A 25,302-nucleotide genomic window follows, 5' to 3' on the forward strand; every position below is an offset into this window, starting at 1 on the left:
TTCCTTATTTCATTGCGTGGCCAAGCGATTGAAGGTAAGCGATGATTGCATCCATCTCTGTTTTTCCTTCAACATCTTGTTTAGCGTTAGCAATTTGTTCGTCTGTGTAAGGAACACCAAATTGATTACGGAAGAGTTCAAGCTTCTGTTGAGTCAATTTGCCATCAAGTACATTCTCAGCAAGCCATGGGAAACCAGGCATGTTTGATTCAGGAACAAGTTCACGAGGGTCGATAAGGTGAACACGGTGCCACTCATCAGAGTAACGATCACCAACACGTGCTAGATCAGGACCAGTACGCTTAGAGCCCCATAGAAATGGGTGTTCCCAAACGCTTTCGCCAGCTACAGAGTAGTGGCCGTAACGTTCAGTCTCAGAGCGGAAAGGACGAATCATTTGGCTGTGACATACGTTACAACCTTCACGAATGTAGATATCACGACCTTCCATTTCCAGAGCAGAGTAAACACGTAGGTTTTCTACAGGTTCAGTTGTCTGCTTTTGGAAGATAAGAGGGGTAATTTCTACTAAAGCACCAAAACTGATAGCAATAACGATCAAGATCGCTAGTAGGCCAACGTTCTTTTCTACCAACTCATGGCGATTATTTGAATTTGAGCTCATTCTAAATCTCCTTAAGCCGGTTGAGCGATAGCTTTAAGGCTATCTTTAGGTGCAGAAACAGTTTTGTACGTGTTGTATGCCATTAAGAACATACCAGATAGGAAGATGAAACCACCTAGGAAACGTACAAAGTAGAACGGGTAAGACGCTTCTACAGATTCAACGAAGCTGTAAGTTAATGTACCGTCAGAGTTAACTGCACGCCACATCAGACCTTGCATCACACCAGAGATCCACATTGCAACAATGTAGAAAACCGTACCAATCGTTGCTAACCAGAAGTGAACATTGATTAGAGATACAGAGTACATACGCTCTTGACCAAATAGTTTAGGAACTAAGTGGTAAACCGAACCGATAGAAACCATTGCAACCCAACCTAACGCACCAGAGTGAACGTGACCAATAGTCCAGTCCGTGTAGTGAGATAGTGCGTTAACCGTTTTGATTGCCATCATTGGGCCTTCGAAAGTCGACATGCCGTAGAATGATAGAGAAACGATTAGGAAACGTAGGATTGGGTCGTAGCGAAGCTTATGCCACGCGCCAGATAGAGTCATAATACCGTTGATCATGCCACCCCAAGAAGGAGCAAACAGAACCAAAGACATAACCATACCTAGAGACTGAGTCCAGTCAGGAAGTGCAGTGTAGTGTAGGTGGTGAGGACCAGCCCAAATATACAGAGACACAAGAGCCCAGAAGTGAACGATCGACAAACGGTAAGAATAAACAGGGCGACCAGCTTGTTTAGGAACGAAGTAGTACATCATACCAAGGAAACCAGCTGTCAATAGGAAGCCTACCGCATTGTGTCCGTACCACCATTGCACCATTGCATCAATTGCACCTGAGTAAATCGAGTACGATTTAAACGCAGATACAGGAACAGCTAAGCTGTTAACGATGTGCAACACGGCAACCGTGATGATGAAGGCTCCGAAGAACCAGTTTGCTACGTAAATGTGCGATGTTTTACGCTTAATCATAGTTCCGAAGAACACGACCGCATAAGCTACCCACACAAGAGTAATAGCAATATCGATTGGCCATTCTAGTTCTGCGTATTCTTTACCAGAGGTCAAACCTAACGGTAAAGTAATTGCAGCGGACAGGATAATCGCTTGCCAACCCCAAAAGGTAAAGGCTACGAGAGGGCCACCAAAGAGACGCGTCTGACAGGTACGTTGCACAACATAATATGATGTTGCAAACAGCGCACTTGTACCGAACGCAAAAATAACCGCATTAGTATGCAGGGGACGTAAACGACTGTACGTCAACCACGGCGTATCAAAGTTTAGCTGTGGCCAAACTAATTGAGCGGCAATCAAAACACCAACGCCCATACCGACAATACCCCACAAAATTGTAACGAGGGTAAATTGACGGACGACCGTATAGTTGTAGTTTTGTTCAAGCTGCTTTTCTTGGCTCATTTGCATGCTTCCAATTTCTTATTTACTACACTTTACTTCCAACACGACTCACGTCGTAATGCCACCCAAATTAGAAAAGGAAATGCAGCCTATTCAGGGCTTTATTTCCACTTGCTGATTTTAAAAAAAAGTGGCATTTTCAACGCGACACTATACTTGAATTAACAAATCAATGACAGAGTAGTAACCTTACGCTTGGTCTGGAATTGGATTTTTATTTAAAAACTTTGAACTTTGTAACAAGGAGTAAAGATTATAATGGCGGCACAAAAGCTAACAAAAGGCAGGCTTGTTCAAATTATCGTCATGTTGGTTATTTTAATAGCTGCATTTACTTGGAGAACAGTAACATACGATAATAACGAAACAGTAAACTGTATAGTTTCAAAACCTTGTGAATTTGGTATTGATAATCATAATGTTTTAATTTCAGCCGATAACCTAGGCTATTCGATCGAAACATCTAAAACTGGCAAATTTATCATTAACTACAATGAAAGCGGAATATTGGAAGAGAAAGGGCCTTCAAATTGGCTGTTACAAACCGATGATAATAGTTCCTCAATAACAGTTACATTTCCACAACAGATAAGCACGTTTTCTGTAAACCTCTCTAAAGAGTAATAGAGCGAAAACTTGGACACACCTCGGCGCTTTTGATAGAAATATGTACCAAATCAGTGAAACACAATGCATTAAAGTGTTATAAAGACAACATTAATAAAGTTTCCAGAAATCTATGAAATTTCTATCAAAAGTCTCTTATTCGCTAGACGATAAAATCGCGGTAGATGAGTTGCTCAATGGGGTCGAAAACCCTGACAATATTGCCTGTCTTATTTGTTACTGCACAGAAGAGTACTCCACGCTCGCTGTGCAGAGATATTTCGTAGATGCTCTCCCTAACACTCCTATCCATGGTTGTACCACTTGTCACGGTATCATGACCGAAACTGGGTTCCATTCAGGCCCAGTAATTGGCGTCCTCATCATTTATGACTCAGGTATCAACGCCTATGGCACGGGAATCGAGCATTTTGGCGAATCTATAGAACAAAGCACCTTTAGCGCGATAGATAGAGCACTTAAAAACGCCAACCGTGAAGGTGAAATCCCCGATCTTATCTTGTTGCATTCCACACCTGGGAACGAAGAGAAGGTGATGGCGGCCATCGATAACAAATTCGGTACAGAGGTACCCATTATCGGAGGCAGTGCCGCGGACAATCAGGTTTCTGGAAATTGGAGCATCTTTACCGAAGAGTCACTCTCTATCAATGGTGTGTCTTTAACCGTCGTATTTGCATCCCAATCTATCTATTCCTCATTTAGCGCAGGTCACACTCCAACGCGTTATTCAGGTACCGTGACCAAAGTACGAAACAGGATCTTATTAGAGATAGACCATAGACCAGCGGTCACCGTTTATAACGAATGGACAAACTTCCATATAGGTGGCAGCGATGATGGCTATATCTTTGAAAAATCATCTGTTTATCCATTGGGCAGAAAGGTCGGTTCGTCTTATGACTACCCATATTTCAAGCTGTCTCACTCGATTAGAGAAACAGAGTGCAATGGGATCGAGCTCTTCACTGACATCAGTGAAGGCGACAAAATCTATTTGATGCAAGGCTCTAAACAACAGTTAATAAGCCGTGCTGCCAATATCATTCATTCTTCTTATTACAACGACATGGATCTTGAAGAGAAGCTCGGAGCAATCAACATATTTTGCGCAGGCCCAATGCTAAACCTTAAGCAAGACATGGACGAGGTTTGTGACCAAATAAATCAAGCACTTAATGGGCTTCCATACATATGCCCATTCACTTTTGGTGAACAAGGCAGGCTCTCTGGTGGTGAGAACGCACACGGAAACTTAATGGTGTCGTCAGCAACGTTTTATAGGTTAAAGAAGTAATGGGATCGGAAGGTCAAGAAGCGCTACAAGAAGCACGTATTGAACTGCAAAAACTGAAAGCCCGCGAGCGAAAGCTGGCTGAAGAGAATAGGGTAATCCTATCAACCATCTCTGCAATCAGTAAGGCGAGTAACATCTCCGAGATCTTCTCTAGCCTTGAGTTTGTACTCAAAAAATACATTAAGTTTGATGACTTTATCGTGGTATCAAGGGTAGGGAACGAAGGTAGTTTCAAGACCCTGTTAACCAATAACAAAGTCTTCGACCAGATGAACTGGACGGATTGCGGTAAGCTATCTCGAGTCATCAATGGAGAATGCGCCATCCTTTTTGAGCCTAAATCATTGGGTGAATTCAACTCTTTGCACCCCATTGTTCTCGACCAGATTAACTCCGTTCTGATTACCGGAATTGATAGCGGGCTCACACAGTCCGTGATCATCTTTATCCACTCCAATACCAAACATTTCAGCATTGAAACCAAAGCGACGCTAAACCGTTTTAGACCTCTGATTGAGCGTGCAGTTTTCGATATTGAAAACAAAGAAAAGCTTGAAGCCACAGTTCGAGAACGTACCGCAGAGCTAGTCACAGCAAGGAAAGATGCAGAAAGAGCCAACAAGGCTAAGTCTGAATTCCTAGCCATGATGAGTCATGAATTAAGAACTCCGTTGAACGCGATTATAGGCCTAATCGATACGCTGAAATCGACATCACTCAATGAAGAGCAACAGTCTATACTTCTTAATATGAGCACGTCGTCTGAGTTGCTGTTAGCGATTATCAGCGACGTATTGGACTTTTCAAAAATCGAATCTGGATGTTTCTCGTTGTCGCCTCAATGGAGCAACGTAAGAGACACTGTAACGTTTGTTTTGTCTGAACAAAAGAAGACGGCAGACGATAAAGGATTAGCGCTAACCGTAACCAGCGATATCCCAGAAGGTGAACTTCATTATCTTGACCCAAGCCGATTAGCGCAGATCTTATTTAACCTAATTGGCAACGCGATTAAGTTCACTGAACAAGGACATGTACATGTGTCTATTAAATACCAGCAAAGCTCGTTCTATATAACGGTAGAAGACACCGGGATTGGCATTAGCTCGCAGCAACTTGCTTCTTTGTTCAGTCCATTTGTTCAAGCCGATAGCACAATCACACGACGATTTGGGGGCACTGGTTTAGGCTTGGCTATCACCAAACGACTTGTTGAACTGATGCGTGGACGTATATCTGTAGAGAGTGAACCAGGGAAAGGCTCTAGATTTGAAGTACAGTTACCAGTGCTAACCAGAGTAACGAACAATCTCGCTGACAATATACAAGATGACTGTACACGAGAACTAAGAAGCCGATACTCAGTTTTAGTTGTGGAAGACAATCCGACCAATCAAATGGTGATTAAGTTAATCCTAACAAGACAAGGCCACGAGGTTTTCATCGCAAGCAATGGTGAAGAAGCAATTGGCTTTATTGAAAGAGGCAACGATTCAATCGACATTATCTTAATGGACGTGTCGATGCCGGTTATGGATGGATTGACCACAACCAAATACATGAGAGAAGCAAACATCCAAACACCAATCGTCGCGCTAACAGCACACACATCAGTAGAAGACAGATTTTCATGTTTAGATGTTGGTATGAATGATTTCGTTACCAAGCCAGTAAGAACCAAAGAGATCACAGAAGCTATTGATCGACTAATGCTTGAGATCTAATAAACGTATTCTTAATCGAAGATTAGGAAATATGTTTATTAGGTATTTTATGGTAAATAGCTTTACTGTTAAATAGAACGCTAATTCAGAGCAGAAACAAGAGGCAGGGCATCACATAAAGATACCTGCATTATAAACACCACAGGCAATTTAACATAATATACATAATACGCAGTTGGCTAGTGCTTTATTTGGGGTGGCTGCCATCAACGCTAATCCTGCGCAAGTCATTGAAATTGCTTTTAATCCTAGCCCGTTGCACTTTTTTGCTATGTGTTCCCACATCTGTTTAATCTGTGGATTTTCGTTGCGGTCAACGTGACAACCCAGCAATGCCATCTCCGGATCAATTCCTGCGCTTTCTGCAAGAAAAACTGCTTCAGAATCAGATATATAGCGAGTTCCTTTTCGCATTTCACCAATCCGTTGTCTTGGTAGATTCAAATCGTGGGCAATTTGCTTATCTTGTATGTAGTTTTTCGCCTTTTTATAGGCATCTAACAAGTCGTTTTGATACATGTTGAGTTCTCCCTTTGCCTACATTCTAGCTGATCAGGCATGATTTTCCGTGCTTAACAGGCACAATAAATCGTGCCTATAATCCTCCTAAGTTAATCACAACCCAACTTATCGAGGTGCTGTTATGTTCCAAATTGAATCTATTGAATACGGCTCTGTTTTAAAATCTGAACACGTTAGCTTCTCTAACTACCCAGATTTTACACACGCATCCGTGTCTCTTCATAACTCACCATTAGAAATCTGTTTTGAGTTCCTAGCTAGCGAACTTGAGTTTGGTCAACGCACTATTAGCGAAGAAATTTTTCATACGGTGTCGTTTATCAGTTCTCAGCCTAGTTGCTCTGACGCTTTCACTTTCACGTTTGACAACGACCAAGAACTTGAACAGTTCTGCGCGTTCTTCGGTTTGGAACGTTAATCATGGATTCCATTTACTTCGACAACGAACCCAACCATGGCATTAACGCCTATTTCCCTTGGGGTCATAACTTCTTTAAGACTCAGCGTGAGTTCTTCCAGTTTATGGAGGTTCATTACGGCATGGTGTCATTTCAGATTGTCGAAATCACTGACGATAACTATCAAGAGCTTTTGGTTAAAGGTGTTTTCCATGCCATCTAAAAAACCACATAAGTTTCATGATGAGATTCGTCCGGTTCAAGTGGATCACTTAGCGTTTTCGTTTTCATACGGTTCGCTTAGACACTTGGATAACTCGAACGAACAAGACTTTATCAACATGCAGTTTCCTGAGTTCAAAAAGCAAAGCGTTAACGGTCGTCTTAACTCACCAGAAGCTATAGAGAAATCAATTGAGTTACACCGTAACAAATGTCGTAAGGTTTTAGGTGATAGGTTCGATGAGTTCATGGCGAAAGTTTTTAACTTCCGTCTGTCTCCTATGCGTGGCCGAGGCTTGCATGGCTATGAAGATTCGATGGTGATTTACGATTCTACTGGAACGGTTGAATGTGGTTTGGTCGGTATTGGCGGCAACAATGACACGGTCTACGTGCAAATCAATGGTACGGGTTGCGCTAAGTTGTTCGACTTCACCACACACAAAAAGGTGCATTGGTGGCTGTCACTTTTGGGTATCACTCGCCTAGCCCGTTTAGATCTCTGTGTGGATGACTACACCGGAATCTTTGACTGTAAGTATGCTGAGAAATGTTTTTATGAGGGAGCATTTCGTACTGCTTCTCGCGGTCGTGGCCCGACAATGGTTCCTCATAAGCGCGTTTCACAATCCGGTGAATTATCAGAGGAAGCCGTTCTTGTTGGCTCTCGTACCTCTGCAATCTACTGGCGTGTGTACAACAAAAAATTCGAGCAAAACATCGCTGACCCAGAAGTTATTTGGTATCGCAATGAAGTGGAATTGAAGAAGTGCGATTTGGCACTACTCGCCTCGCCTGCTTCGGCCTTTGCTGGTCTGTGTGACTTCTCGGCCAGTATCGACCCTGCCGAACCAATGAAGATTGAGCTTAACAAAAAGAAAGCAGGTCTTGAGTTCTTCGCTCGTATTGCTTGGGTTCGTCGCCAGTGTGGCAAAGCGCTATCTGAAGTTGTGGCTATGACTGAGGGTGACTTGGGTGAAGCATTTGGAATGCTCATTCCTACGCATCATAGACGCGCCAACTTTGAAACCTCGTTAGGCATTCCTGACGAATACACTAAACAGAAAATTGAAATTTTGGAGTCAAGAATATGCCTACAATAACTGGTATCTCTATCAAGCGTTTCCCTAAATCTAATATGGAGTTCGCCGAGCTGTCTGTCCTACGTGCTGTTGAAGAAGTCGATAACGAGAAGTTTCAACAAACTGGCATCGGTTTCTCAACTGACATCCCTTACAACAAACAAGCTCTGAAAATTGATGTGGATTACGCGCGTCAGCTCATCCAATCGCGCGCCTTTGTTGCTAACCGTGAATACGAATTGAGCTTTGGTGCTAACCCACATGATCCATTGGATATCTTGGTTAACAAGCTTGTTCCTACTGATGCTGAAGTTCAAAAACACTTCGACGCCTCGCTTAAAAAATAAATTGAATTCGGAATTGTTATGCCTAAGTGCGCTTTAGCAAATGAAAATGGTTTTCTAGCTCTTGTTGATACGTCAGTTGAATCCTGTACAGGAGTCATTGTTATTACGGCTAGTGATTATGAATATTTGATGGGGTTTACTCAGGTTTCTGCAATCGAAGCTACTGCGGTTTTTAGTGGGGCTTTCTCACTAGTTTTCGTCAGCGGTTTCGCTATGTCATACGCCATTAAGATGGCTATTAAGTTAGTTAAAATTTTATAAGGATACAAAATTATGGAAGCTATTTGGGCTGCTGTGGATTTCGCTGATGTCGCAACTAAAGTAGGTGCTGCGGGTGTGGCGATCATCGGAATTACTATGGCTTACAAGGCAATCGGCCTTGCTAAACGTGCTGTTAAGTCTGCTTAACTGATGGGGGTTTCTGAGCGTGTTGATTGCCATACATGACCTGATACTTATGGTATTTGCTCTTTTGGGTGGCTTGTCTGGTTTTCTAGCCGCTCAGAATTTTCAAGGTTAATAACAAAGGGGGCTTCGGCCTCTTTTTTTACAGGTTTATCTTATGAAGAGAATGATTTTAGCGTCATTGATTGGGCTTTTAGCTTCTGGTGCTTACGCTTCGGATTTGAGCTATGGCGGACCCTATTCGCAAATGAAAGTTAAGTTATGTTCAGACACTCCACCTTCACGTTCTATTTTGCCCGACGGTAGCCTAATTTGTGACGATAACCCACCCACTAACGATACATATTGCACTGGTGGTTTTGTCTATGCTGATACGGACATTTTTAATTGTGGTTCTCAGGTTGATCAGGACGGCGACCTAAATAATAACGGGATACCTGATGATGATGAAGATTGGGACGGTGACGGGCTTGTAAATGGTGTTGACCCTAACCCCACTCTTAACGACAACGCGGAGCTTGATGAAGACAATAACGGGATACCCGACAAACTTGATCCTTTTTTTGATTTGTACAAAGCAAGTCGACCCGAGTTTGTAAAGTGTGATGCTCAGGACCCTAAGTGCCAGAGCACTAATACAGCTATCTACAGTCTTGCTAATGCCAATCGAGATTTGACGAGAATTATTAATCATATGGCTGAGGGTAATACTAGTAAGCAGTTTACAAGGACGCTTGAGAACCTACGCAAAACAATGACCTTTCAAGAAGTCGAGACTCGAAAAGAGCTAAAAGATTTGGAGTACGCTATTAATAACATCGATGGTGGTGTCGATAATTCTGATTTAATTAAGCGTGAATTTGATAAGGTGGAATTGAATTTTGATGATCTCGACACTAACGTTTTCAGACTGATAAATGATCTCTCTGACGTTCGTAGTTTTGCTAGTAGAGCTGATGAATTTTCTCGCAAGAATACCGATAAGAATAACGAAATTTTAGACGCTATTGACGGCATTGAAGTTAGTGGCGGAGGCTTGACTAGTCAGCAAAAAAATCAGTTGCGCAATGCGGCAAAAGCACATGCAAATCAGAAGCTTCTAAAGACCATAGACTCTACTCTTGATGAAGTTGCGGTTGATGCTCATAACACAATGGGTGGTCTTGGTGCGATGGCTGGTCGTCTTAGTTCGGTTGACGAAAAACTTGCCAATATGGATGGCCGCTTTACTCAACTTAGCAACGAGATAGCTGCTATCTCATCTGGTACATCAACGGTTGATTTGTCCGGTGTTGAATCAAGCATAGGTGCCCTATCAGATAAAATAGACGGCATTGAGGGCGGTAATAATGGAGAAGAGCTCGCTGAAATATCCGGTAAGTTAGACGGTTTGGCTACTGGTATCACTGATATTGGTGATTTATTGAAAGGCGTGGATGCTTCCAAAGCAGGTATAGACGGTACTTGCATTCAAGGAGGCACTTGTCAGGGATTTTACGATTCTGCTTATGAGGGGGATTTGAGTGATGTTCTAGAGTCGCAATTACAAACTATGAAAACCTCGGTTGTAGACCCTTTCGTATCTAACTTTGGCAACATCGATTTAAGCGGTGCGAAACGTCCAAACTTCGGTTTGCCTGTTCCCTTCTACGGCTACTTCTCTTTTGACGACTACATCGATTTGGATTGGATATTTGGTTTCCTTCGCTTCATTTTTTTAGCGTCTACGGCTTTCTATTGTCGTCAGATTATCTTTGGGGGTTAGGTTATGGATTGGATTGTTACTTTATTTAATAAGCTCATCGAGTTCCTTTATAAGTTGATTCTTAGCTTAGTAGACATGCTAAAAGACATGGTTTTTTGGATTGTCGAGCAGTTTATGTCAGCGGTTAATTCTGGTCTTTCTTGGGCGGTTAATGCGTTTCAACCTGTTGATGTTGGACAGTATTTGCAATCAATACCGCCTAACGTGGCTTGGGTCATGGGTGCGGTTGGCCTACCTCAATGTTTGAGCCTAATTATATCGGCCATTGCTTTACGCATGATTTTACAATTGATCCCATTCACAAGGTTAGGTTCGTAATGATTTACTGTATCGCAGGACGACCACGCAGCGGGAAAAGTTATGAGAGTGTCGCTTTTCATATTATTCCGGCTATCAAAGCTGGTCGAAAAGTCGTGACCAATGTGACTTTAAATGTGCCCTATTTTCAGAAAGTCTTTGGTAATGACGTATTGGATTTGATTGAAGTTGTGGACGGTCAGTTAAACCAATACGGTTCCATGGATAGACCGTTTTCAAAGCTTGAGGACTACATAAACGATTGGAGGGATGCCGATAACAAGGGGCCCCTGTTTGTGATTGATGAAGCTCATATGGTTCTGCCAAATAAGCAGCTAGATAGCAAAATACTCGAGTTCTATTCTCTTCATGGTCACTACGGTATAGACATCATCTTGTTGACACAGAATCTAAGGAAGATTCACAAAGATGTTCGCGATATGGTTGAAATGACTTACTACTGTGCCAAGAATACCGCTTTCGGTAGTAAGAATACTTACACCAAAAAAGTAAGGATTGGTGCAACAACTGAAGTCGTCAATGAAGAGCAGCGCAAATATAAGAAAGCGTTTTTTCCTTTCTATCAGTCTCATACACAAAGTAGTGGTAGCGTCGCCGAGGCCATGAGTAACGACATCAAACCAATTTGGCATCGGTGGCCATTTTGGATGGGTGGATTATTACTTGTGTCGGGTATCATTTTTAATATTTACGCGTGGTCTGGTAGTGATAAGGAATTAGAACCGGTTCTAGATTCTGAACAAAACAATGCTGTTGAACCTGCCCAGGTTTCAGTTCCCAACGGCGTCCCAGGTCAAACCGTTAAGCCCGCAAAAAAGTCTTCAGGTTTTGGTCCTCTTAGTGACTTTGAATTATTGGTTACGGGATACTCTCGTCAGACAGCTTGGATAGACATCTCTCAAAACCTAGTCGATTTTCAAAACTCTTTTGTTCGTATCTATATCGAGGTTCGTCAGAATGACAGTAAGCTATTCACTTTTAATCAGTCGGAGCTAATCGAAATGGGATATGGTTTTAAGGTTTTAGCTGATTGTGTTTATCGAGTGACTTGGGGTGATTCGGTTAAGATTTTGACGTGTGTTGAGCCTAAGGACGATAACCCTGTTAATGATCCTTTCGATTTCAGTAAGGCGGTCAAAATCTAATGACTTCTCAGTCATATTATTGATATTTCTCACACAATCTCCTGACTGATAAGATATTTTAATTCTTTGATCTTATGAGCCCTGTGACATGGAGCATTTGCTTAACTTAATTTTACCTACCCTAATGCTGATTTTTGCATTTGTGCTTTTATGGAGATTAGTAGGATTACTTACACGCAATATATTTTCTCCTAAAACAAGTATTGATAACCCTACGTCTAATTATGAGTATCAACCTATCAGCAAGCTTGTCACATCGAATGAGCTAACCTTTTATCAAGCATTAATCGTCGTAACGAAGGGCAAGCACACCGTTTTTACTAAGGTACGAATTGCTGACTTGATGACACCAAAAAAAGGAGCTCATGATAAGAAGACATGGTGGAGAGCGTTTAACGCGATTGCCAAAAAACATGTGGACTTCGTACTGTGTGATCCATTGACGCTTGAAGTAAAGTGTCTGATTGAGTTAGATGATTCAACTCATAACCGACCAGACAGAATAGCAAGAGATAAGTTAGTTGATATGGCCGCAGCGTCCGCAGGGGTTGAACTCAAGCACTTCAAAGTCAAAAACAAGTATGACTATTTCGAATTAGAAAATGAGCTCTATGGGGTGAGCGATACGCCAGAGCCTGAAAGTATTTATACTCAATAGATATCGATGAACAAGCCCCGCAGGGATAAGGGCACTCGATGTAGTTCTTGGGTATACAGCCCCAAATGCCCGATAAGCAGCGAAGCGTAGCTGTCTTGTTGAAACCACATCACCGCCCTTCCTCAATGCCAAGATCACCCTAGCAGAGCCTCACAATACCAGTGGGGCTTTTTGCTACTGCAACCCATAGAACTTCCAACGTTGATGCTTTCGGTATGCTTGTTTCGCAGCTCGTTGGGAGGGACCCGTTTCGTCGGGAGGGTCCCAACGAGCTGCGGAACAACAACCCCCGTGTTGTATCACGGGGGTAAATTCGACCTAACTTATAGCCTACTTAGCACTTTTTCTTTGTTCTTTTAACAATCAAGGTTATGTCGCCTATAACATTTAACGCATTTTTATCTTGGTAGGTAAAGAATCCAATGGATTTCAAAAAATTATACTTTTATAGGGAGAGAAATTGTTGATAGTTGCTTATAATACAGTTTATTACGGTGATATTGAGATGTACCATGGCAAGCGCAAACCAAATAAAGCAATTAGTAAGACACTTCATTAAAAAAGACGAGAAACGATTTCTGTCCGTAGTCTTACAAATTTCAGCGCATGAGTCGAAAATTGGTCATACTAAGTTTGCAGAAGAATTACGTAACCTTGTAGAGAACGCCAAGCTTGCACTCAACTCCCCTAAGTCAATTGCTCCGGAAGTTGTATCTTCGAATTCATCTCGAATTGACCTTTCGCACACCAATGACCTCTTTACTGTAAGTCACCCAACTCTTACCTTTAAAAACATCATCTTGTCTCAAGAAATTGAAGCGAAGCTAGTTAGATTTCTAGATGAAAATAGAAACTCAACAAAAATTAGACAATATGGTCTCGTTCCGAGAAGACACCTTCTACTTTATGGGCCTCCAGGTACAGGGAAAACAATGTCTGCTAGCGTGATCGCCCACGAACTCCATTTGCCATTATTTACTGTAAGAATGGACTCATTAATGACTAAATTCATGGGTGAAACTTCTGCTAAGTTAAGAAGTATTTTCGAGTACATAAGTACTCATAAAGGTGTCTACCTGTTTGATGAATTTGATTCTATAGGCACAAAGAGAAGTGTTACTAATGATGTTGGTGAAGTCAGACGGGTATTAAACACATTTCTTCAGTTATTGGACGAACACCAATCTGATAGCTTGATTATTTCAGCTACCAATCATAAAGATATACTCGATCATGCGCTTTACCGTAGGTTTGATGACGTTATTGAGTACGCTCGGCCAACCCATGACTCAATAATGGACCTAATCTCATCACGATTTGTTGCGTTCGATTTGAAAATCAATGATTGTGATAAGTTGATGGCCTCTGCTGATGGTTTAAGTTATGCGGAGATAAAGAAAAGCTGTGATGATGCAGTTAAGCTTGCTTTGATAAATAACATACAACAAGTAGAACAAAGCGACTTAGTCTCACTACTAAATGAAAGAAAATCTTATCAAAATTGATATATACCTAGGCTAGGTTAAATGAAAAAACACATAAAGTTGAACCCCTCCAAGTCTCTTTTAGACTATAGAGCCATATCACCTGTAATTCCTAACAAACCTTTTAGAACAAATAGAGATTTACATTACCAACAAATCAGAAGTTCCTTCGACAATGCTGTTGTGTCTAGTAAAGATTTATTAGCAAAAGCTGAGGTCATAGTTGGTAAAGAAAACACACCTGAAAATGTGTTGCTATCTATCAAAGAGAACGTACGAAACAAAAATCGCCTAAAGCTAGAGTCGCTAGATAATAAATCAATTGAGCTATTATCCGTAAACACTATCGATGGTGTGTGTACTGCAAACATATCTTTACCACTAAAAAACCTTGAGAAGTTTTCAGAAAAAATAACGCAGTATGGCCATGAGGTTTCGAAGTCAAACCGTCCAAAGAATCAACCTTTAATTGAATCTATCTCAGAAATTTCTTCAACCTCTATTAAAGAACTTTGGTTTAGTACGAAGCCTCTACCTACCGACGTAAACGGTGTCTTTAACTTTGAACTTTGGTTTAGTTCAAAAGAATCCGATATCAACGAAATTGAAAAGAAAATTGAGATAGCAAATAGAGCTGCTTCTCTAACAGTCGGGAACGGGTGTATTACTTTTAAAGACCGAGTGGTTAAGATTGTAACGGGCACGATCGAACAATTAGAGTTGTTTCATCGACTAAGTAATCTGATAGTTGAAGTGAGACCTGCGGCAACTGTTTGTTCTGATTATCTATCCGCACCCGTCACAGAGCAATTAAGTTGGCAACAGAATCTTTCATACAAAGTGTCTCCCAATGCAGTGCCAATTTGTATTTTAGATAGCGGTGTTAATATTCAGCATCCTCTGTTGGTCGCTATTTCTGACCCTAATTCACAAGTCTCATACGATCCAAATTGGCCAGCGGGCGATCAATTTGGACATGGTACATGGATGGCAGGTACATCCGTATTAGGAGATTTGAAGCATCAACTGAACAATTCTTCTATAGAAATTACGGGGAAAATAGAGTCAGGGAAGATTATCTCGGGGTTTTCTCAAAATGACCCAGACTTATATGGACTCATTACAAGTGATGTTGTTTATAACATTGATTCTATTAACCCCTCTAAAAATCGTATTTATACGTTAGCGACAACATCCGCAGATTACTCATTATTAGGGGCCCCTTCTAGTTGGTCTGCGAAAGTCGACGAATTGGCATCAGAGTGTCCTGATGACTCTACGAGGAGGCTATTTGTTGTTTCTGCTGGTAACTTACTATTGGACTCTCCAAGAGATCTGCCAACAACGAACCAAAATGCCAGTATCCAAGAACCCGCAAATGCTTATAACGCTTTAACTGTTGGATATTGGTCAAGTGAAGCATTGTTGAATGAGCCTGGTTACGAGTTGTTTAGTGAACTTTCTGATATAGGGCCTACGTCAACCTCAAGCCACTCTTGGCATAAGACATCTCCACTAAAACCAGAGGTTGTGTTTGAGGGAGGAAACTTTGGATATGATCCGGTAATGGATTTCAGCTCTGAGTTCGAAGACCTCAGTATCTTAGCAGTTTCACATGACTTTTCTAATGGTGACTATTTTAGTTATTTTGGAGAAACCAGTGCCGCCACTGCCCTCGCAACTAACTTTACTTCAAAGGTCTGGTCACAATATCCTGACTACTGGCCGGAAACAATACGTGCCCTAATAGTCCATAGTGCAGAGTGGCCAGAAAAACTAAAATCACGTTTTAGTCCATTTAAGAATAAGTCTGATGTCGAATCGCTGCTGAGGCTAGGTGGGTACGGGTATCCAAATTTGACCAAGGCCCTACGTAGTGGCGACCGAAATGTTAACTTAATCATAGAAGATACGATTCAACCGTACACGTCTGACGGCAAAATGAATGAAATGGCATTGTATTCATTACCTTGGCCTTCAAATGAACTCTCGAAACTCGATGATGAGGATGTAAAACTAAAAGTCACTCTGTCTTATTTCATCGAGCCGAACCCCGGAGAAAGAGGATGGGCAAATAAGTATAAATACTGTTCTCATGGGTTGAGGTTCGAACTAAATTCTGCTGAGGAAAATCAGGAAGAGTTTGCATCACGTATCAATAAGAAGTACCGAGATGATAATCCTCACATAGACAAAACTGAAAGTGATTCATCGCAATGGATGTTGGGCCAAAGATTAAGAAGCAATGGCTCTATTCACTCAGATACATGGTCTGGAACAGCAAGAGAACTATCAGAGAAAAAATATTTAGCTATCTTCCCTGTTTCTGGTTGGTGGAAAGAACTAAAATCTGAAAATCGTCAATTGAGTGTGGCCAAGTATAGTTTGGTGGTATCAATTGAAACACCGGAAAACAATCTTGCTATTTATAACGAGATTCAAAACCTCATCAGCATTGATAATCAGATTACAAACCTAATCCAAACATAGAAAGCTGTTTTAGTGATAGCTTAGGTCAAATAAAAAAGCCGAACCCTCTCGATAAAGGTTCGGCTTCTTTCTCCTTGATATGACCAAAAAGGAGGACTGGATACTTAGACAAGGAACGTTGCGCCCCAGTCACAATCACAATACCAATAAAAGTCACATCACATTAGCTTTCATTAATTAAGCTTTGAACTTACTTCATCAGAACCATACTTTTCTAATGCTATTTCTTTATGTTGGCTATCGCTCTAGCAAGGCTAAGTAAGTGTGTTGAAGTCTTAATCTCTAACTCTGATTGAATACCCAATAATGCAATCCCTGCCAATATTTGTTGTGGCCTCACCACTTGGCCTGTTGGCAGCTCCATACTGTCGTACAACATTTTGAACTGCATCCAATCTTCACTAACGCTAAGTTCTCTACCTTTGGCCATCCGCATAAGTCGTTTACACTCGGGAGGTATTGGCTTTCCCTCATCCCAACCTGTGACGGTTCTCACAGTTTTAAAACACAGTTCAGCGACCTCTTCCCTCGTCATTTGGCACTCTAACTCTCGAAAAATGTAATTCTTACTCATTTCGCGATACTTCAATGATAAAACCTCTAAATACAAGAGGTTGCACTGATTTTATAAGATATGCACCATTAAACATAATCAGACATAATACGCAGTGGTATGTGGTCAATTCTAAGGGAATTGTTATCATCGTTTCTCCTTTAAATTTGGTAAATCAGCTTCTTATAATCGCCTGTATTCTCTATGAGGCCTTTAAGCTAATAATTATATGTCTGGCCAACGACTATCTCATTTGGAACACAAACTATATCATCGAGAACATCTGTTCTGAATGTTCTAACTTACGGCTGCTTCTGTTTACACCTATCACTCGCGGTACTGTACGCCAATCTTGTGTACATCGCTCTTGGTTTTATTCCAGATTTCACACACGCGACCGTGTTTCTTGCTAACTCCACACGCTGAATTCTGTTTTGACCGGTCCATCATCCAGTTATATTTTCTAACGAACAATCATTCTGCAGCGTCCAACCACCATAGCCGATTCAAATTAGTCCGGAACTTAGATCGATACGTTGAACGCCAACAACAAAAAATAAACTCTATTTCTAAAACTAATTACTCAGATCAAAAATTGCTTACTGAACCCTTATTACAAACGAACTAAGAAAGCTGGCTACTTCTTTTCACAGAGCTAATAAGTACTCGAGAAAACCCAACGATTCTTTAGCAAGCTTCTATGAAGACTGTGTTAACTACCAAGTTCTATCAACCAGCATCATTTATGATCAGTAGCTTCCTAGTTTTTGCTAAGCCTTGTTGTTAGTAACAAGCCTAATTAAGTAACTCCATTTCGACCTAAGCTTTCGGTCTCAGTTAAAAAGTTACAACGCAACACGAATCCTATTCGCACTTTCTAGACTAACATAACTTGTCTTACAACTGAGATACTGACATATCTATTACCATTAATTCTTTAAAATCAGACATTTAGACAGGTTCTCATTAACTAGTGTCTCTTTTGTTTGTTAACATCTTCTGGAATTAAAAATAACTCATTATCTAAAAGGCTTAATATGAAAATCAGTATGATCGCCCTATCCTTGTTCACCGCTTTTGGTGTCAGCTCACACGCGTTTGCAAGTGACAACGAGAACTCTTCTAGGGAAAATGGTCATTTTTATGCAGGTGTTGACGTCGGCTTTTATAATGAAACGGAATTAGAATACCGTGGTAGCGCAATTGAAGATTCATCTGACTTATCAGACTTCAGCTATAACTTAGTTGGCGGCTACGAATTCAATACCCACGATGTTGTTAAACTGGGATTAGAGGCCGAGTACCGCAAAATCGGAAAAGTTAACTATAGCGATGTAATGGATGTTGAAGGACAAGCTTTCTTTGTAAATATTAAGCCTAAGTTTATTGTTAAAGGTGACGTATTAGATCTGTATGTGTCTCTATTAGCTGGCGTTGGTTCTATGGATATGGAAGCAAAAGCGTTCGGAATGTCAGGTTCGGAATCTGAAGCGGCTTATCAGGTTGGCGGTGAGCTTGGTGCGATCATTACAGACCATATCGATATTCATCTTGGTTACCGAAATGCGCGTGTTGAAATAGACTCCGTCGATGTTTCATCTCAAACGGCTTACATCGGTGCAAGGTACCATTTCTAATCTGGATTCAATCCTAAGCTTTATTTCAAATTAAGCCGATATTTTGAGTTCGGCTTTTAAACGTTCACTTTCCCTACTCGACTTCGACTTTATAGACTAACTTTCTCCATAAATAACGTTACGTTGTATCTTATTCGAAAGATCCGAGAGATTTATAGCCTAGTTCCACACAGTAAAACAAAGACTTAAACAGACCACCATTTAGTGTTTAAATTTTGATCTATCAAACAGTTATACGAATAAATTAAGTGATTAAGCAATCAAATGCTATGCGTTCAGGCTTCTATTGTGGGTTAAAGTGTTAACATCAGGCAATTTTGTAAACTAGGTGTTTGATATGTTGCCTAAACTTTATAAGTTCAGATCGCTCCACGATAGAAATATACAGTCGATATCTGAGTGCTCGTTATGGTTTGATTACGCTAAAACCTTTAATAACCCGTTTGAATTCAACCTCCTGCGCGACACAAAACTTCAGAATAATTTCAAGGTTATGTGCTTCTCTCAATCGAATAACCACCCAATACTTTGGTCGCAATACGGCGACAACTTTAAAGGTATGTGTATCGAGTATGACCTCAATCACTATAACGGAGATCTGAACCTCAACTGCTTTAAGGTCCAATATGAAGACGACCCAAGCATATTCAGCTTAGCATCATTAAGTGAGTCAAGAACTGCAAAACTGGGTACGGACATCTTCAAAGTTAAACATTCGAACTGGTGTTACGAAAAGGAGTTTCGTTGGGTGTTACCCGATGAAGAGATCACCGGAAACAAGTTGTATCTAAATAAAGAGTGTTTAAGCGCAGTTATCCTTTCTGAGCACGCCCCTGCAGACAGAAAGCTCAAGGTCCTGATGACATGTCAAAGCCTTGGAATCCCCGTTAAACAGGCTGTAGCCAAGCAAGATTCATGTACGTTCGAAGTCCTCAGTTAGACTTAATCTATGTAATTCAGAGCACTAGAAAGTGACAGTGCAACAAAAGAGAGCCACACTTTCAATGCGGCTCTCTTAACTACATAGTATTCGTCAACTTTCCCAACACTCGATCTTGCATTTTTTCGATCGTTGCCAAAGACATTTGAACGGTAGAAAACCAGTAAGGCCGGTGCTTAACGTTAAATAATTCGCTGTTATCTAAAGCTTCGAAAATAGAGAACTTTCTTCCCTGGGCCAAAGCCGCACCATAGATTGTTCTCTCAAGTACAGGAATGTCATTCACTTCCTCAAGAAGTGCCCTCTTAATAAATTGATTACTTGGGCTCCAATCTATGAATTCAACGAGCTTCTTAAGTAGTTTAAGTTCTAACTGCTCTACCATGGACTCAAGAAACTGAGTGTTGGGAAGAATTTCAGTACAAGCATAATATTCATCATGCTTGTCACTTGCATCTCGGTACCCGATCATGGTTTTCACCAGTGCATCTTCAAACGTCGAAGAAAAATGGTTACAAATCAAAAATAAAGGTAGAACTCTCAAGACACCAAGCAGAATCCCTACATTGGGTTCTTTAACCGATGTTTCTTGAAGACGAATTCGTGTTGCATTGGAGGTAACGACTAAGTGTTGCCACACCTTTGGCGTGATGTGTTTGATGTTGCCATCGTTCCACTTAATCAATTGCTGGCTCATTAACAGAGGGAATAATAAGCGACAATTCTCAATGCCAATTTGGCGTGCTGCCACTTTAGGATCGAGAATAACTTTAGACTTCTTGCCGTACTTTTCAGTAAACTCACGGTTAGAAACAAACTCGATTAAACTTGAGCTCAGCGGTCTACTTTTCGCTGATATTTCATGGAGTTTAGAAAAGTTTAAAGACGGTGAATAGGCAACACTAGCGAACTGATTGTAGTCTGGTAATTCTGAAAACAATGAACTGATTAAGGTTCCTTGCAGCTTTTCTAACATTAATGCCGATGCCGCATCGCTGACATCGTCAATCACATATCGCAATGTCTGTTGTTTAGCTGCCACCTTCTCGCGACGTGCATTCACTCGGTCTTGTTCGCAACGTAATAAAATACGTTGATTATGAGAAATACGGTCGGCTTCATCGAAAATAACACTATCACAATATCTATTTTCTAAACTTAGCAGCGTATCAACCGTAGATTGCTCAAGCTTATATTGAGGTGATATTAACCACTTTGTAAAACGAGCCTCGACGTTGATCGAAACTTTCCTAGAGATTTCTATGACTTCAGGGGAATAACTTTTATTTGCTAACAACAACCGTGACTTTCCTTTGCCCTAAGCTTTCTTTTGTCGGCATATCCTGCCTTGATAATAAAACTAATATTAATAGAAATTAGAGATTGGTTCACGAAATTGTTTCAAGAAAATTAAGGATATTTAGTTATAGTGCATCATATTTGGCTAACCTGAAACTTGAATTCGAATGTATTTCTCTGGAAAGCTGTATTTGAACTTTTTGTTCTTTGGTAAGTACTTCTTTGCCTGTTTGCAGACTTTGCTATCTCCCGATGTCCTCACGTTTTTGATTCTTGCATAGCCCTTAGAGTGCTTCATCTCAATCATAAGGTCACAATAACCATTCATATCAACATGACTCTTATTTAGCCCTTTGATGACGGTGGTTTTGATCTTCTTTGCAACAGGATTAATCAATGAATCGTCGGACAATGCGGCGGTTGGGGATAAAAAATACAACAAGAATACGAGATATCTCATACTGTTCTCTCTTAATCAAAGTTAAGAACAGTATGCTGGAGTTTAAGGTAGGTTAGGAATGAGCTTTGTATGACAGTTTACTACGTAAGACGTATTAAGAAGCAATTACGCCTTCTTTGAACCTTTAGATTTAAAGCCATTATGCGGGAATACATTGCGAATCCGCTGTTGAACGCTTTTTGGTACGTCTTTAGTAAATTTAAGGTTGTAACCTGAGCGCTTCGCATACACTTTTAACTCACCTTGAAAAGCATTGTTATGACCAATCTCTTGAAGGTTATGCTTAAAGCTCGGTGGTAGATGACCTTTAACTTGCTCGATCGCCCCATCGTTGAATTTGATTTTTAGTACTGGTCTATCAATTGCGACTAACCAAAAAACCAAGGCTGCACCAATTAAGATTACGTACATCATAATGTCACCATTACAGTCTATGATTATTTATCGTCAGAAAGGAGTTTACTCAGGTCTTCTTTGAGGCTGGTCACTGTTTTGCTAGCTTGTTCACTGCGAGATGCTTCGCTAACCAAGTACTCGATGGCATCAGATAGCGTACAACCCAACTCGTTCGCTCTTTGGGAAAGTTTTTCCCATACACGATAATCAAGGTCGATTGATTTCTTCTTAGTGTGAACTTGTTCAGCATTGAAGTGACGCTTACGCTTGGCTCTGATAGCCTGTTTAAGCTTGTTATCGAGTTCTGGGGACATGTTATTAGATATCCACTCAAGAACGCCTGTCGGCTGGTGTTCGAGCTTCAATAAGGCTTGGATAGCAACATCAGCTTCACTTGAATCGATATGGCAGGTGATCGATTCACCTTCTTTCCATTTTTTGACCAGATAGTTCCATTTCCAACCACATTCCAAGTTTTCAAGTTGCTGATATTTCATGTCTAATCTCGAGAGTTAATCCTAGTGACAGCGTAACCCATAATGGGCTATTTAACAATTATTGTCTTGAAAGAATAGACCAAGATCATACTTATATTAGCTTAGTGATTAGTAACTACAACATAGAGCTACAAGCGAGATCGGTTTTTCTATATACTCCCTACCTCATTATCATAATCAGAAACTTAAATGACTCAAGTAGATTGGCGACATGTTACGCCTCAGTACGACGAATATAGCGCTCAATTAGAGCAATTCCCTGACATCTCGCCTTTCCCGTTTTCAGACATTCAACATAGATTCAATGACGCGCTAACGCGCTTTGTCCGCTTATCTAACATTTCGCGTGTTTTACTCGTAAACGCTCCGGACAACTCGATCTATCGTCAAATGATTGTTGAATCTTTAGTTACGGCTTTAGATGACGACACTCTACCGGTTATAAAAACTGAGTCTTTAAATGCTGTTTCCCTGTTTGACCAAGTTCAATCAAAAGATGGCAAAGTTATTGCGACAAAACCAGGTTTACTGGCTAGAGCCAACAATGGTTATCTGATCGTTTCAGCAAACTTGATCTTGGCGAACCCAGGAAGCTGGCTATTGCTGAAGTCTGCGCTTCTTGGTGAAGCTGTAGAGCCAATCAACAGCAACCCTGAACACCTGAATCAATCCCCGACCTTACCTCTTACCTACAACATCAAATTGATTGTGGTTGGAGACCGAGCTCAATTAGGTGACCTTGATTATCTAGACAGCGATATTCAAACGGGCTTTTGTCTATTCAGTGAGATAGAGCAAGACGTTAAAATTTCAGAAGAGACTTTAGTTCAATACCTTGGGTACCTTAAGTGGCTTCAAAAGCGTTATGACCTTCCAAATATTACGCAGCAAGCGCTAACTGGAATTCTCACCGCTGGCGCAAGAGAGACTGAGGATCAAAGCTATATCCCACTGTGTCCAATTTGGCACAATGCGCTACTTAATGAGGCTTTGATTGAGGCTGACAATGGTGATATCGACATCCACCATATTCAACAAGCTCAGCAGCACAAATACAACCGTGAATCATACCTCCCAGAGCGCGCCCTTGATGATATTCGAGATGGCCAAGTCATTATCGAAACTGAAGGTGAACAGGTTGGTCAAGTTAACGGTCTGACTGTTATCGATGTTCCAGGACACCCGATATCGTATGGTGAACCTGCACGAATTTCATGTGTTATTCACTTTGGTGATGGTGATATTGCCGATGTGGAGCGAAAAGCCGAACTTGGTGGTAACCTTCATGCAAAAGGCATGATGATTATGCAAGCATTCGTCAGTAGTGCACTGAACCTTGAAGATCCCCTACCGTATGCTGCTTCAGTGGTGTTTGAACAATCTTATTGCGAAGTCGATGGCGATAGTGCTTCTCTCGCGGAGCTGTGTTCTCTGGTGAGCGCTTTGTCTGAATACCCAATCAATCAACAGATTGCAGTAACAGGCGCAGTAGACCAATTTGGCCGTGTCCAAGCTGTTGGCGGATTAAACGAGAAGATCGAAGGCTTCTATCATGTATGTAAGCACCAAGGCTTAACTGGCGAACAAGGTGTGATCCTTCCAAGATCGAACCTTAAGCATCTTGCGTTAAAGCCTGACCTGATTGAAAGCATCAAGAATGAAGAATTTCACATTTGGTCTGTGTCTAATGTAGATGAAGCTATTCCTCTCATTATGAACAAGCCATTTAGAGACGACGAACAAGAAAGCGTTCTGAGCAAAATCGCGGAACGTATTGAAAACTTTGAAAGACATGAGCACCCTATTGGAATTGTTGGACGTATTAAAAACTGGTTTGTCTAGTACTGATCGGACTTGTTTAGCGTACACCTGTTCACTAATATGCACCTATCAAAAATCGGAGTAATTGATAATGCAAAACAAACGTGATTCTTACACTCGCGAAGAGCTTCTAGCATCAAGCCAAGGCGAACTATGGCCACAAGGCCCTCAACTACCAGCACCGAACATGTTGATGATGGACCGCATCACTAAAATGTCTGAAACTGAAGGTGACTACGGTAAAGGTTTAGTTCTTGCTGAGCTGGATATTACTCCTGACCTTTGGTTCTTCGACTGTCACTTCCCTGGTGACCCTGTAATGCCTGGTTGTCTAGGCCTTGATGCAATGTGGCAGCTTGTTGGCTTCTACCTTGGTTGGGTTGGCGGCGAAGGTAAAGGTCGTGCTCTAGGTGTTGGCGAAGTGAAATTCACAGGTCAAATCCTACCTACTGCGAAAAAAGTAACTTACGAGATCCACATGAAGCGTGTTGTTAACCGTCGCCTAGTAATGGGCCTTGCAGATGGTCGCGTACTGGTTGATGGCAAAGAGATCTATGTTGCTAAAGATTTGAAAGTTGGCCTTTTCCAAGATACGTCAGCATTCTAATTAAATATTAGATTTTTAATAAAGCAGCCCATGGCTGCTTTATTTTCACCTCAATATATTTAGTTATAGTGCGCTAAGATGTATTGCTACTTTAGTAATAGGATTAATATCAGTCCACCAGCTACGCCTACCTAGAGAGCTCACCAAGAGCGACTAGACCGTCTCAGGCACCATTTCGAGTCCAATCCCTTCTTGTGTCTCAGAAACTAACAAGGCTCCAATTGTTGCAATCAACAATGGAGCCCTGACCTTGAATTCGTTGCGCCCTATCTATTTATAGAGACCTGCATTTCTATCATCTTTGGCGTCTCGCCAACCACCTAACCAATAAGACCGAGAATCCATTTGGCTATATGGGCAAGCTTCTTGCGACCTACCATTTAAACCAGCTTTGTAACCTTGAGATTGTGCTCGTTCTAGTCGATCACGCTTTTGTCTCTTCATAGTGCAGTCCTCATACGGGTGTTCCATTTACTAACATACAATGATTACAACTTTGCGGAGTTTTTGTGACTCCAACTTTAAGAATCGATCAATTTTTCAC

At 41.2% G+C, this 25,302-nt stretch carries 28 protein-coding genes; 19 read left to right on the plus strand and 9 right to left on the minus strand.

Going from position 1 to position 25,302, the window contains the following annotated elements:
* Positions 1-4: 4 nt before the first annotated feature.
* Together ccoO and ccoN are read right to left on the minus strand one after the other, a co-directional pair.
* Positions 5-625 (minus strand): cytochrome-c oxidase, cbb3-type subunit II, encoded by a 621-nt coding sequence (gene ccoO / locus ITG10_RS17300; RefSeq protein WP_004742292.1) that lies wholly within the window; start codon positions 623-625, stop codon positions 5-7.
* Positions 626-636: 11 nt separating this feature from the next.
* A complete protein-coding gene (gene ccoN / locus ITG10_RS17305) occupies positions 637-2,064 on the minus strand; it encodes a cytochrome-c oxidase, cbb3-type subunit I (RefSeq protein ID WP_050645360.1) in 1,428 nt (475 codons plus the stop codon).
* 258 nt (positions 2,065-2,322) lie between these two features.
* On the opposite strand from ccoN, the gene ITG10_RS17310 reads away from it, so the two are divergent.
* From ITG10_RS17310 to ITG10_RS17320, 3 genes are all read left to right on the plus strand, one after another.
* Positions 2,323-2,688 (plus strand): hypothetical protein, encoded by a 366-nt coding sequence (locus tag ITG10_RS17310; RefSeq protein ID WP_017632469.1) that lies wholly within the window; start codon positions 2,323-2,325, stop codon positions 2,686-2,688.
* A 115-nt stretch (positions 2,689-2,803) separates the two neighbouring features.
* The gene (locus ITG10_RS17315) at positions 2,804-3,988 is read left to right on the plus strand and encodes an FIST N-terminal domain-containing protein (protein WP_017632468.1); all 1,185 of its coding nucleotides are present in this window, start codon (positions 2,804-2,806) and stop codon (positions 3,986-3,988) included.
* Positions 3,988-5,712 (plus strand): ATP-binding protein, encoded by a 1,725-nt coding sequence (locus ITG10_RS17320; RefSeq protein ID WP_248386559.1) that lies wholly within the window; start codon positions 3,988-3,990, stop codon positions 5,710-5,712. Before ITG10_RS17315 ends, ITG10_RS17320 begins: the two co-directional genes overlap by 1 nt.
* A 150-nt stretch (positions 5,713-5,862) precedes the next feature.
* Here ITG10_RS17320 and ITG10_RS17325 read toward each other — a convergent pair whose 3' ends face one another.
* Complete coding sequence (locus tag ITG10_RS17325) at positions 5,863-6,231, minus strand: DUF3693 domain-containing protein (protein ID WP_248386560.1); 369 nt, start codon at positions 6,229-6,231, stop codon at positions 5,863-5,865.
* Positions 6,232-6,355: 124 nt separating this feature from the next.
* Here ITG10_RS17325 and ITG10_RS17330 point away from each other — a divergent pair, with 124 nt between their 5' ends.
* The 12 genes from ITG10_RS17330 to ITG10_RS17380 all read left to right on the plus strand — a co-directional run bounded on the left by ITG10_RS17330 (position 6,356) and on the right by ITG10_RS17380 (position 16,548).
* Positions 6,356-6,652, plus strand: a complete 297-nt coding sequence (locus ITG10_RS17330) for a hypothetical protein (protein WP_248386561.1) — start codon at positions 6,356-6,358, stop codon at positions 6,650-6,652.
* 2 nt (positions 6,653-6,654) lie between these two features.
* The gene (locus ITG10_RS17335) at positions 6,655-6,855 is read left to right on the plus strand and encodes a hypothetical protein (protein ID WP_248386562.1); all 201 of its coding nucleotides are present in this window, start codon (positions 6,655-6,657) and stop codon (positions 6,853-6,855) included.
* Complete coding sequence (locus ITG10_RS17340) at positions 6,845-7,957, plus strand: replication initiation factor domain-containing protein (RefSeq protein ID WP_248386563.1); 1,113 nt, start codon at positions 6,845-6,847, stop codon at positions 7,955-7,957. The genes ITG10_RS17335 and ITG10_RS17340 overlap by 11 nt, the downstream gene beginning before the upstream one ends.
* Entirely contained in the window at positions 7,945-8,283 is a 339-nt protein-coding gene (locus ITG10_RS17345; RefSeq protein WP_248386564.1) for a DUF1293 family protein, read from the plus strand. Before ITG10_RS17340 ends, ITG10_RS17345 begins: the two co-directional genes overlap by 13 nt.
* An 18-nt stretch (positions 8,284-8,301) precedes the next feature.
* Complete coding sequence (locus ITG10_RS17350) at positions 8,302-8,544, plus strand: single-stranded DNA-binding protein (RefSeq protein ID WP_248386565.1); 243 nt, start codon at positions 8,302-8,304, stop codon at positions 8,542-8,544.
* A 12-nt stretch (positions 8,545-8,556) separates the two neighbouring features.
* Complete coding sequence (locus tag ITG10_RS26350; protein WP_016786325.1) at positions 8,557-8,691, plus strand: membrane protein; 135 nt, start codon at positions 8,557-8,559, stop codon at positions 8,689-8,691.
* 154 nt (positions 8,692-8,845) lie between these two features.
* Entirely contained in the window at positions 8,846-10,453 is a 1,608-nt protein-coding gene (locus ITG10_RS17355) for a methyl-accepting chemotaxis protein (RefSeq protein ID WP_248386566.1), read from the plus strand.
* Positions 10,454-10,456: 3 nt separating this feature from the next.
* Complete coding sequence (locus ITG10_RS17360) at positions 10,457-10,771, plus strand: DUF2523 family protein (protein ID WP_248386568.1); 315 nt, start codon at positions 10,457-10,459, stop codon at positions 10,769-10,771.
* Positions 10,771-11,916 (plus strand): zonular occludens toxin domain-containing protein, encoded by a 1,146-nt coding sequence (locus tag ITG10_RS17365; RefSeq protein ID WP_248386569.1) that lies wholly within the window; start codon positions 10,771-10,773, stop codon positions 11,914-11,916. The genes ITG10_RS17360 and ITG10_RS17365 overlap by 1 nt, the downstream gene beginning before the upstream one ends.
* Before the next feature lie 88 nt (positions 11,917-12,004).
* Entirely contained in the window at positions 12,005-12,574 is a 570-nt protein-coding gene (locus ITG10_RS17370; RefSeq protein WP_248386571.1) for a DUF2726 domain-containing protein, read from the plus strand.
* Between the two features lie 512 nt (positions 12,575-13,086).
* The gene (locus ITG10_RS17375) at positions 13,087-14,079 is read left to right on the plus strand and encodes an ATP-binding protein (RefSeq protein WP_248386573.1); all 993 of its coding nucleotides are present in this window, start codon (positions 13,087-13,089) and stop codon (positions 14,077-14,079) included.
* Between the two features lie 21 nt (positions 14,080-14,100).
* The gene (locus ITG10_RS17380; protein WP_248386575.1) at positions 14,101-16,548 is read left to right on the plus strand and encodes a S8 family peptidase; all 2,448 of its coding nucleotides are present in this window, start codon (positions 14,101-14,103) and stop codon (positions 16,546-16,548) included.
* Positions 16,549-16,768: 220 nt separating this feature from the next.
* On the opposite strand, the gene ITG10_RS17385 is transcribed toward ITG10_RS17380, so the two are convergent.
* Positions 16,769-17,137: a regulator gene (locus ITG10_RS17385; protein ID WP_248386577.1), complete on the minus strand. Its 369-nt coding sequence runs from the start codon at positions 17,135-17,137 to the stop codon at positions 16,769-16,771.
* A gap of 1,001 nt (positions 17,138-18,138) precedes the next feature.
* Between ITG10_RS17385 and ITG10_RS17390 the strand changes: the two genes are divergently transcribed.
* Together ITG10_RS17390 and ITG10_RS17395 are read left to right on the plus strand one after the other, a co-directional pair.
* Positions 18,139-18,738 (plus strand): porin family protein, encoded by a 600-nt coding sequence (locus ITG10_RS17390; RefSeq protein WP_017629979.1) that lies wholly within the window; start codon positions 18,139-18,141, stop codon positions 18,736-18,738.
* A 337-nt stretch (positions 18,739-19,075) separates the two neighbouring features.
* Complete coding sequence (locus tag ITG10_RS17395; protein WP_248386578.1) at positions 19,076-19,678, plus strand: DUF2971 domain-containing protein; 603 nt, start codon at positions 19,076-19,078, stop codon at positions 19,676-19,678.
* Positions 19,679-19,757: 79 nt separating this feature from the next.
* On the opposite strand, the gene ITG10_RS17400 is transcribed toward ITG10_RS17395, so the two are convergent.
* From ITG10_RS17400 to matP, 4 genes are all read right to left on the minus strand, one after another.
* Positions 19,758-20,978 carry a hypothetical protein gene (locus ITG10_RS17400; RefSeq protein WP_248386579.1) on the minus strand — a complete coding sequence of 407 codons (1,221 nt, stop codon included), beginning with the start codon at positions 20,976-20,978 and terminating at the stop codon, positions 19,758-19,760.
* A gap of 144 nt (positions 20,979-21,122) precedes the next feature.
* On the minus strand, positions 21,123-21,437 hold the full coding sequence (locus ITG10_RS17405; RefSeq protein ID WP_248386580.1) for a hypothetical protein: 315 nt from the start codon (positions 21,435-21,437) through the stop codon (positions 21,123-21,125).
* A 105-nt stretch (positions 21,438-21,542) separates the two neighbouring features.
* Positions 21,543-21,851 carry a DUF3634 family protein gene (locus ITG10_RS17410; RefSeq protein WP_248386581.1) on the minus strand — a complete coding sequence of 103 codons (309 nt, stop codon included), beginning with the start codon at positions 21,849-21,851 and terminating at the stop codon, positions 21,543-21,545.
* A gap of 23 nt (positions 21,852-21,874) precedes the next feature.
* Positions 21,875-22,330, minus strand: coding sequence for a macrodomain Ter protein MatP (gene matP, locus ITG10_RS17415; RefSeq protein ID WP_017630014.1), 456 nt, complete (start codon positions 22,328-22,330; stop codon positions 21,875-21,877).
* A gap of 189 nt (positions 22,331-22,519) precedes the next feature.
* Between matP and ITG10_RS17420 the strand changes: the two genes are divergently transcribed.
* Together ITG10_RS17420 and fabA are read left to right on the plus strand one after the other, a co-directional pair.
* Positions 22,520-24,172, plus strand: coding sequence for a Lon protease family protein (locus ITG10_RS17420; protein WP_248386582.1), 1,653 nt, complete (start codon positions 22,520-22,522; stop codon positions 24,170-24,172).
* 70 nt (positions 24,173-24,242) lie between these two features.
* A complete protein-coding gene (gene fabA, locus ITG10_RS17425; RefSeq protein ID WP_017059675.1) occupies positions 24,243-24,758 on the plus strand; it encodes a bifunctional 3-hydroxydecanoyl-ACP dehydratase/trans-2-decenoyl-ACP isomerase in 516 nt (171 codons plus the stop codon).
* Between the two features lie 270 nt (positions 24,759-25,028).
* Here the strand turns inward: fabA and rmf are convergent, their stop codons facing one another.
* Complete coding sequence (gene rmf / locus ITG10_RS17430) at positions 25,029-25,202, minus strand: ribosome modulation factor (RefSeq protein WP_010440780.1); 174 nt, start codon at positions 25,200-25,202, stop codon at positions 25,029-25,031.
* Between the last annotated feature and the right edge of the window lie 100 nt (positions 25,203-25,302).

Origin of the sequence: Vibrio sp. ED004 (assembly GCF_023206395.1) — a bacterium.
GTDB lineage: Bacteria > Pseudomonadota > Gammaproteobacteria > Enterobacterales > Vibrionaceae > Vibrio.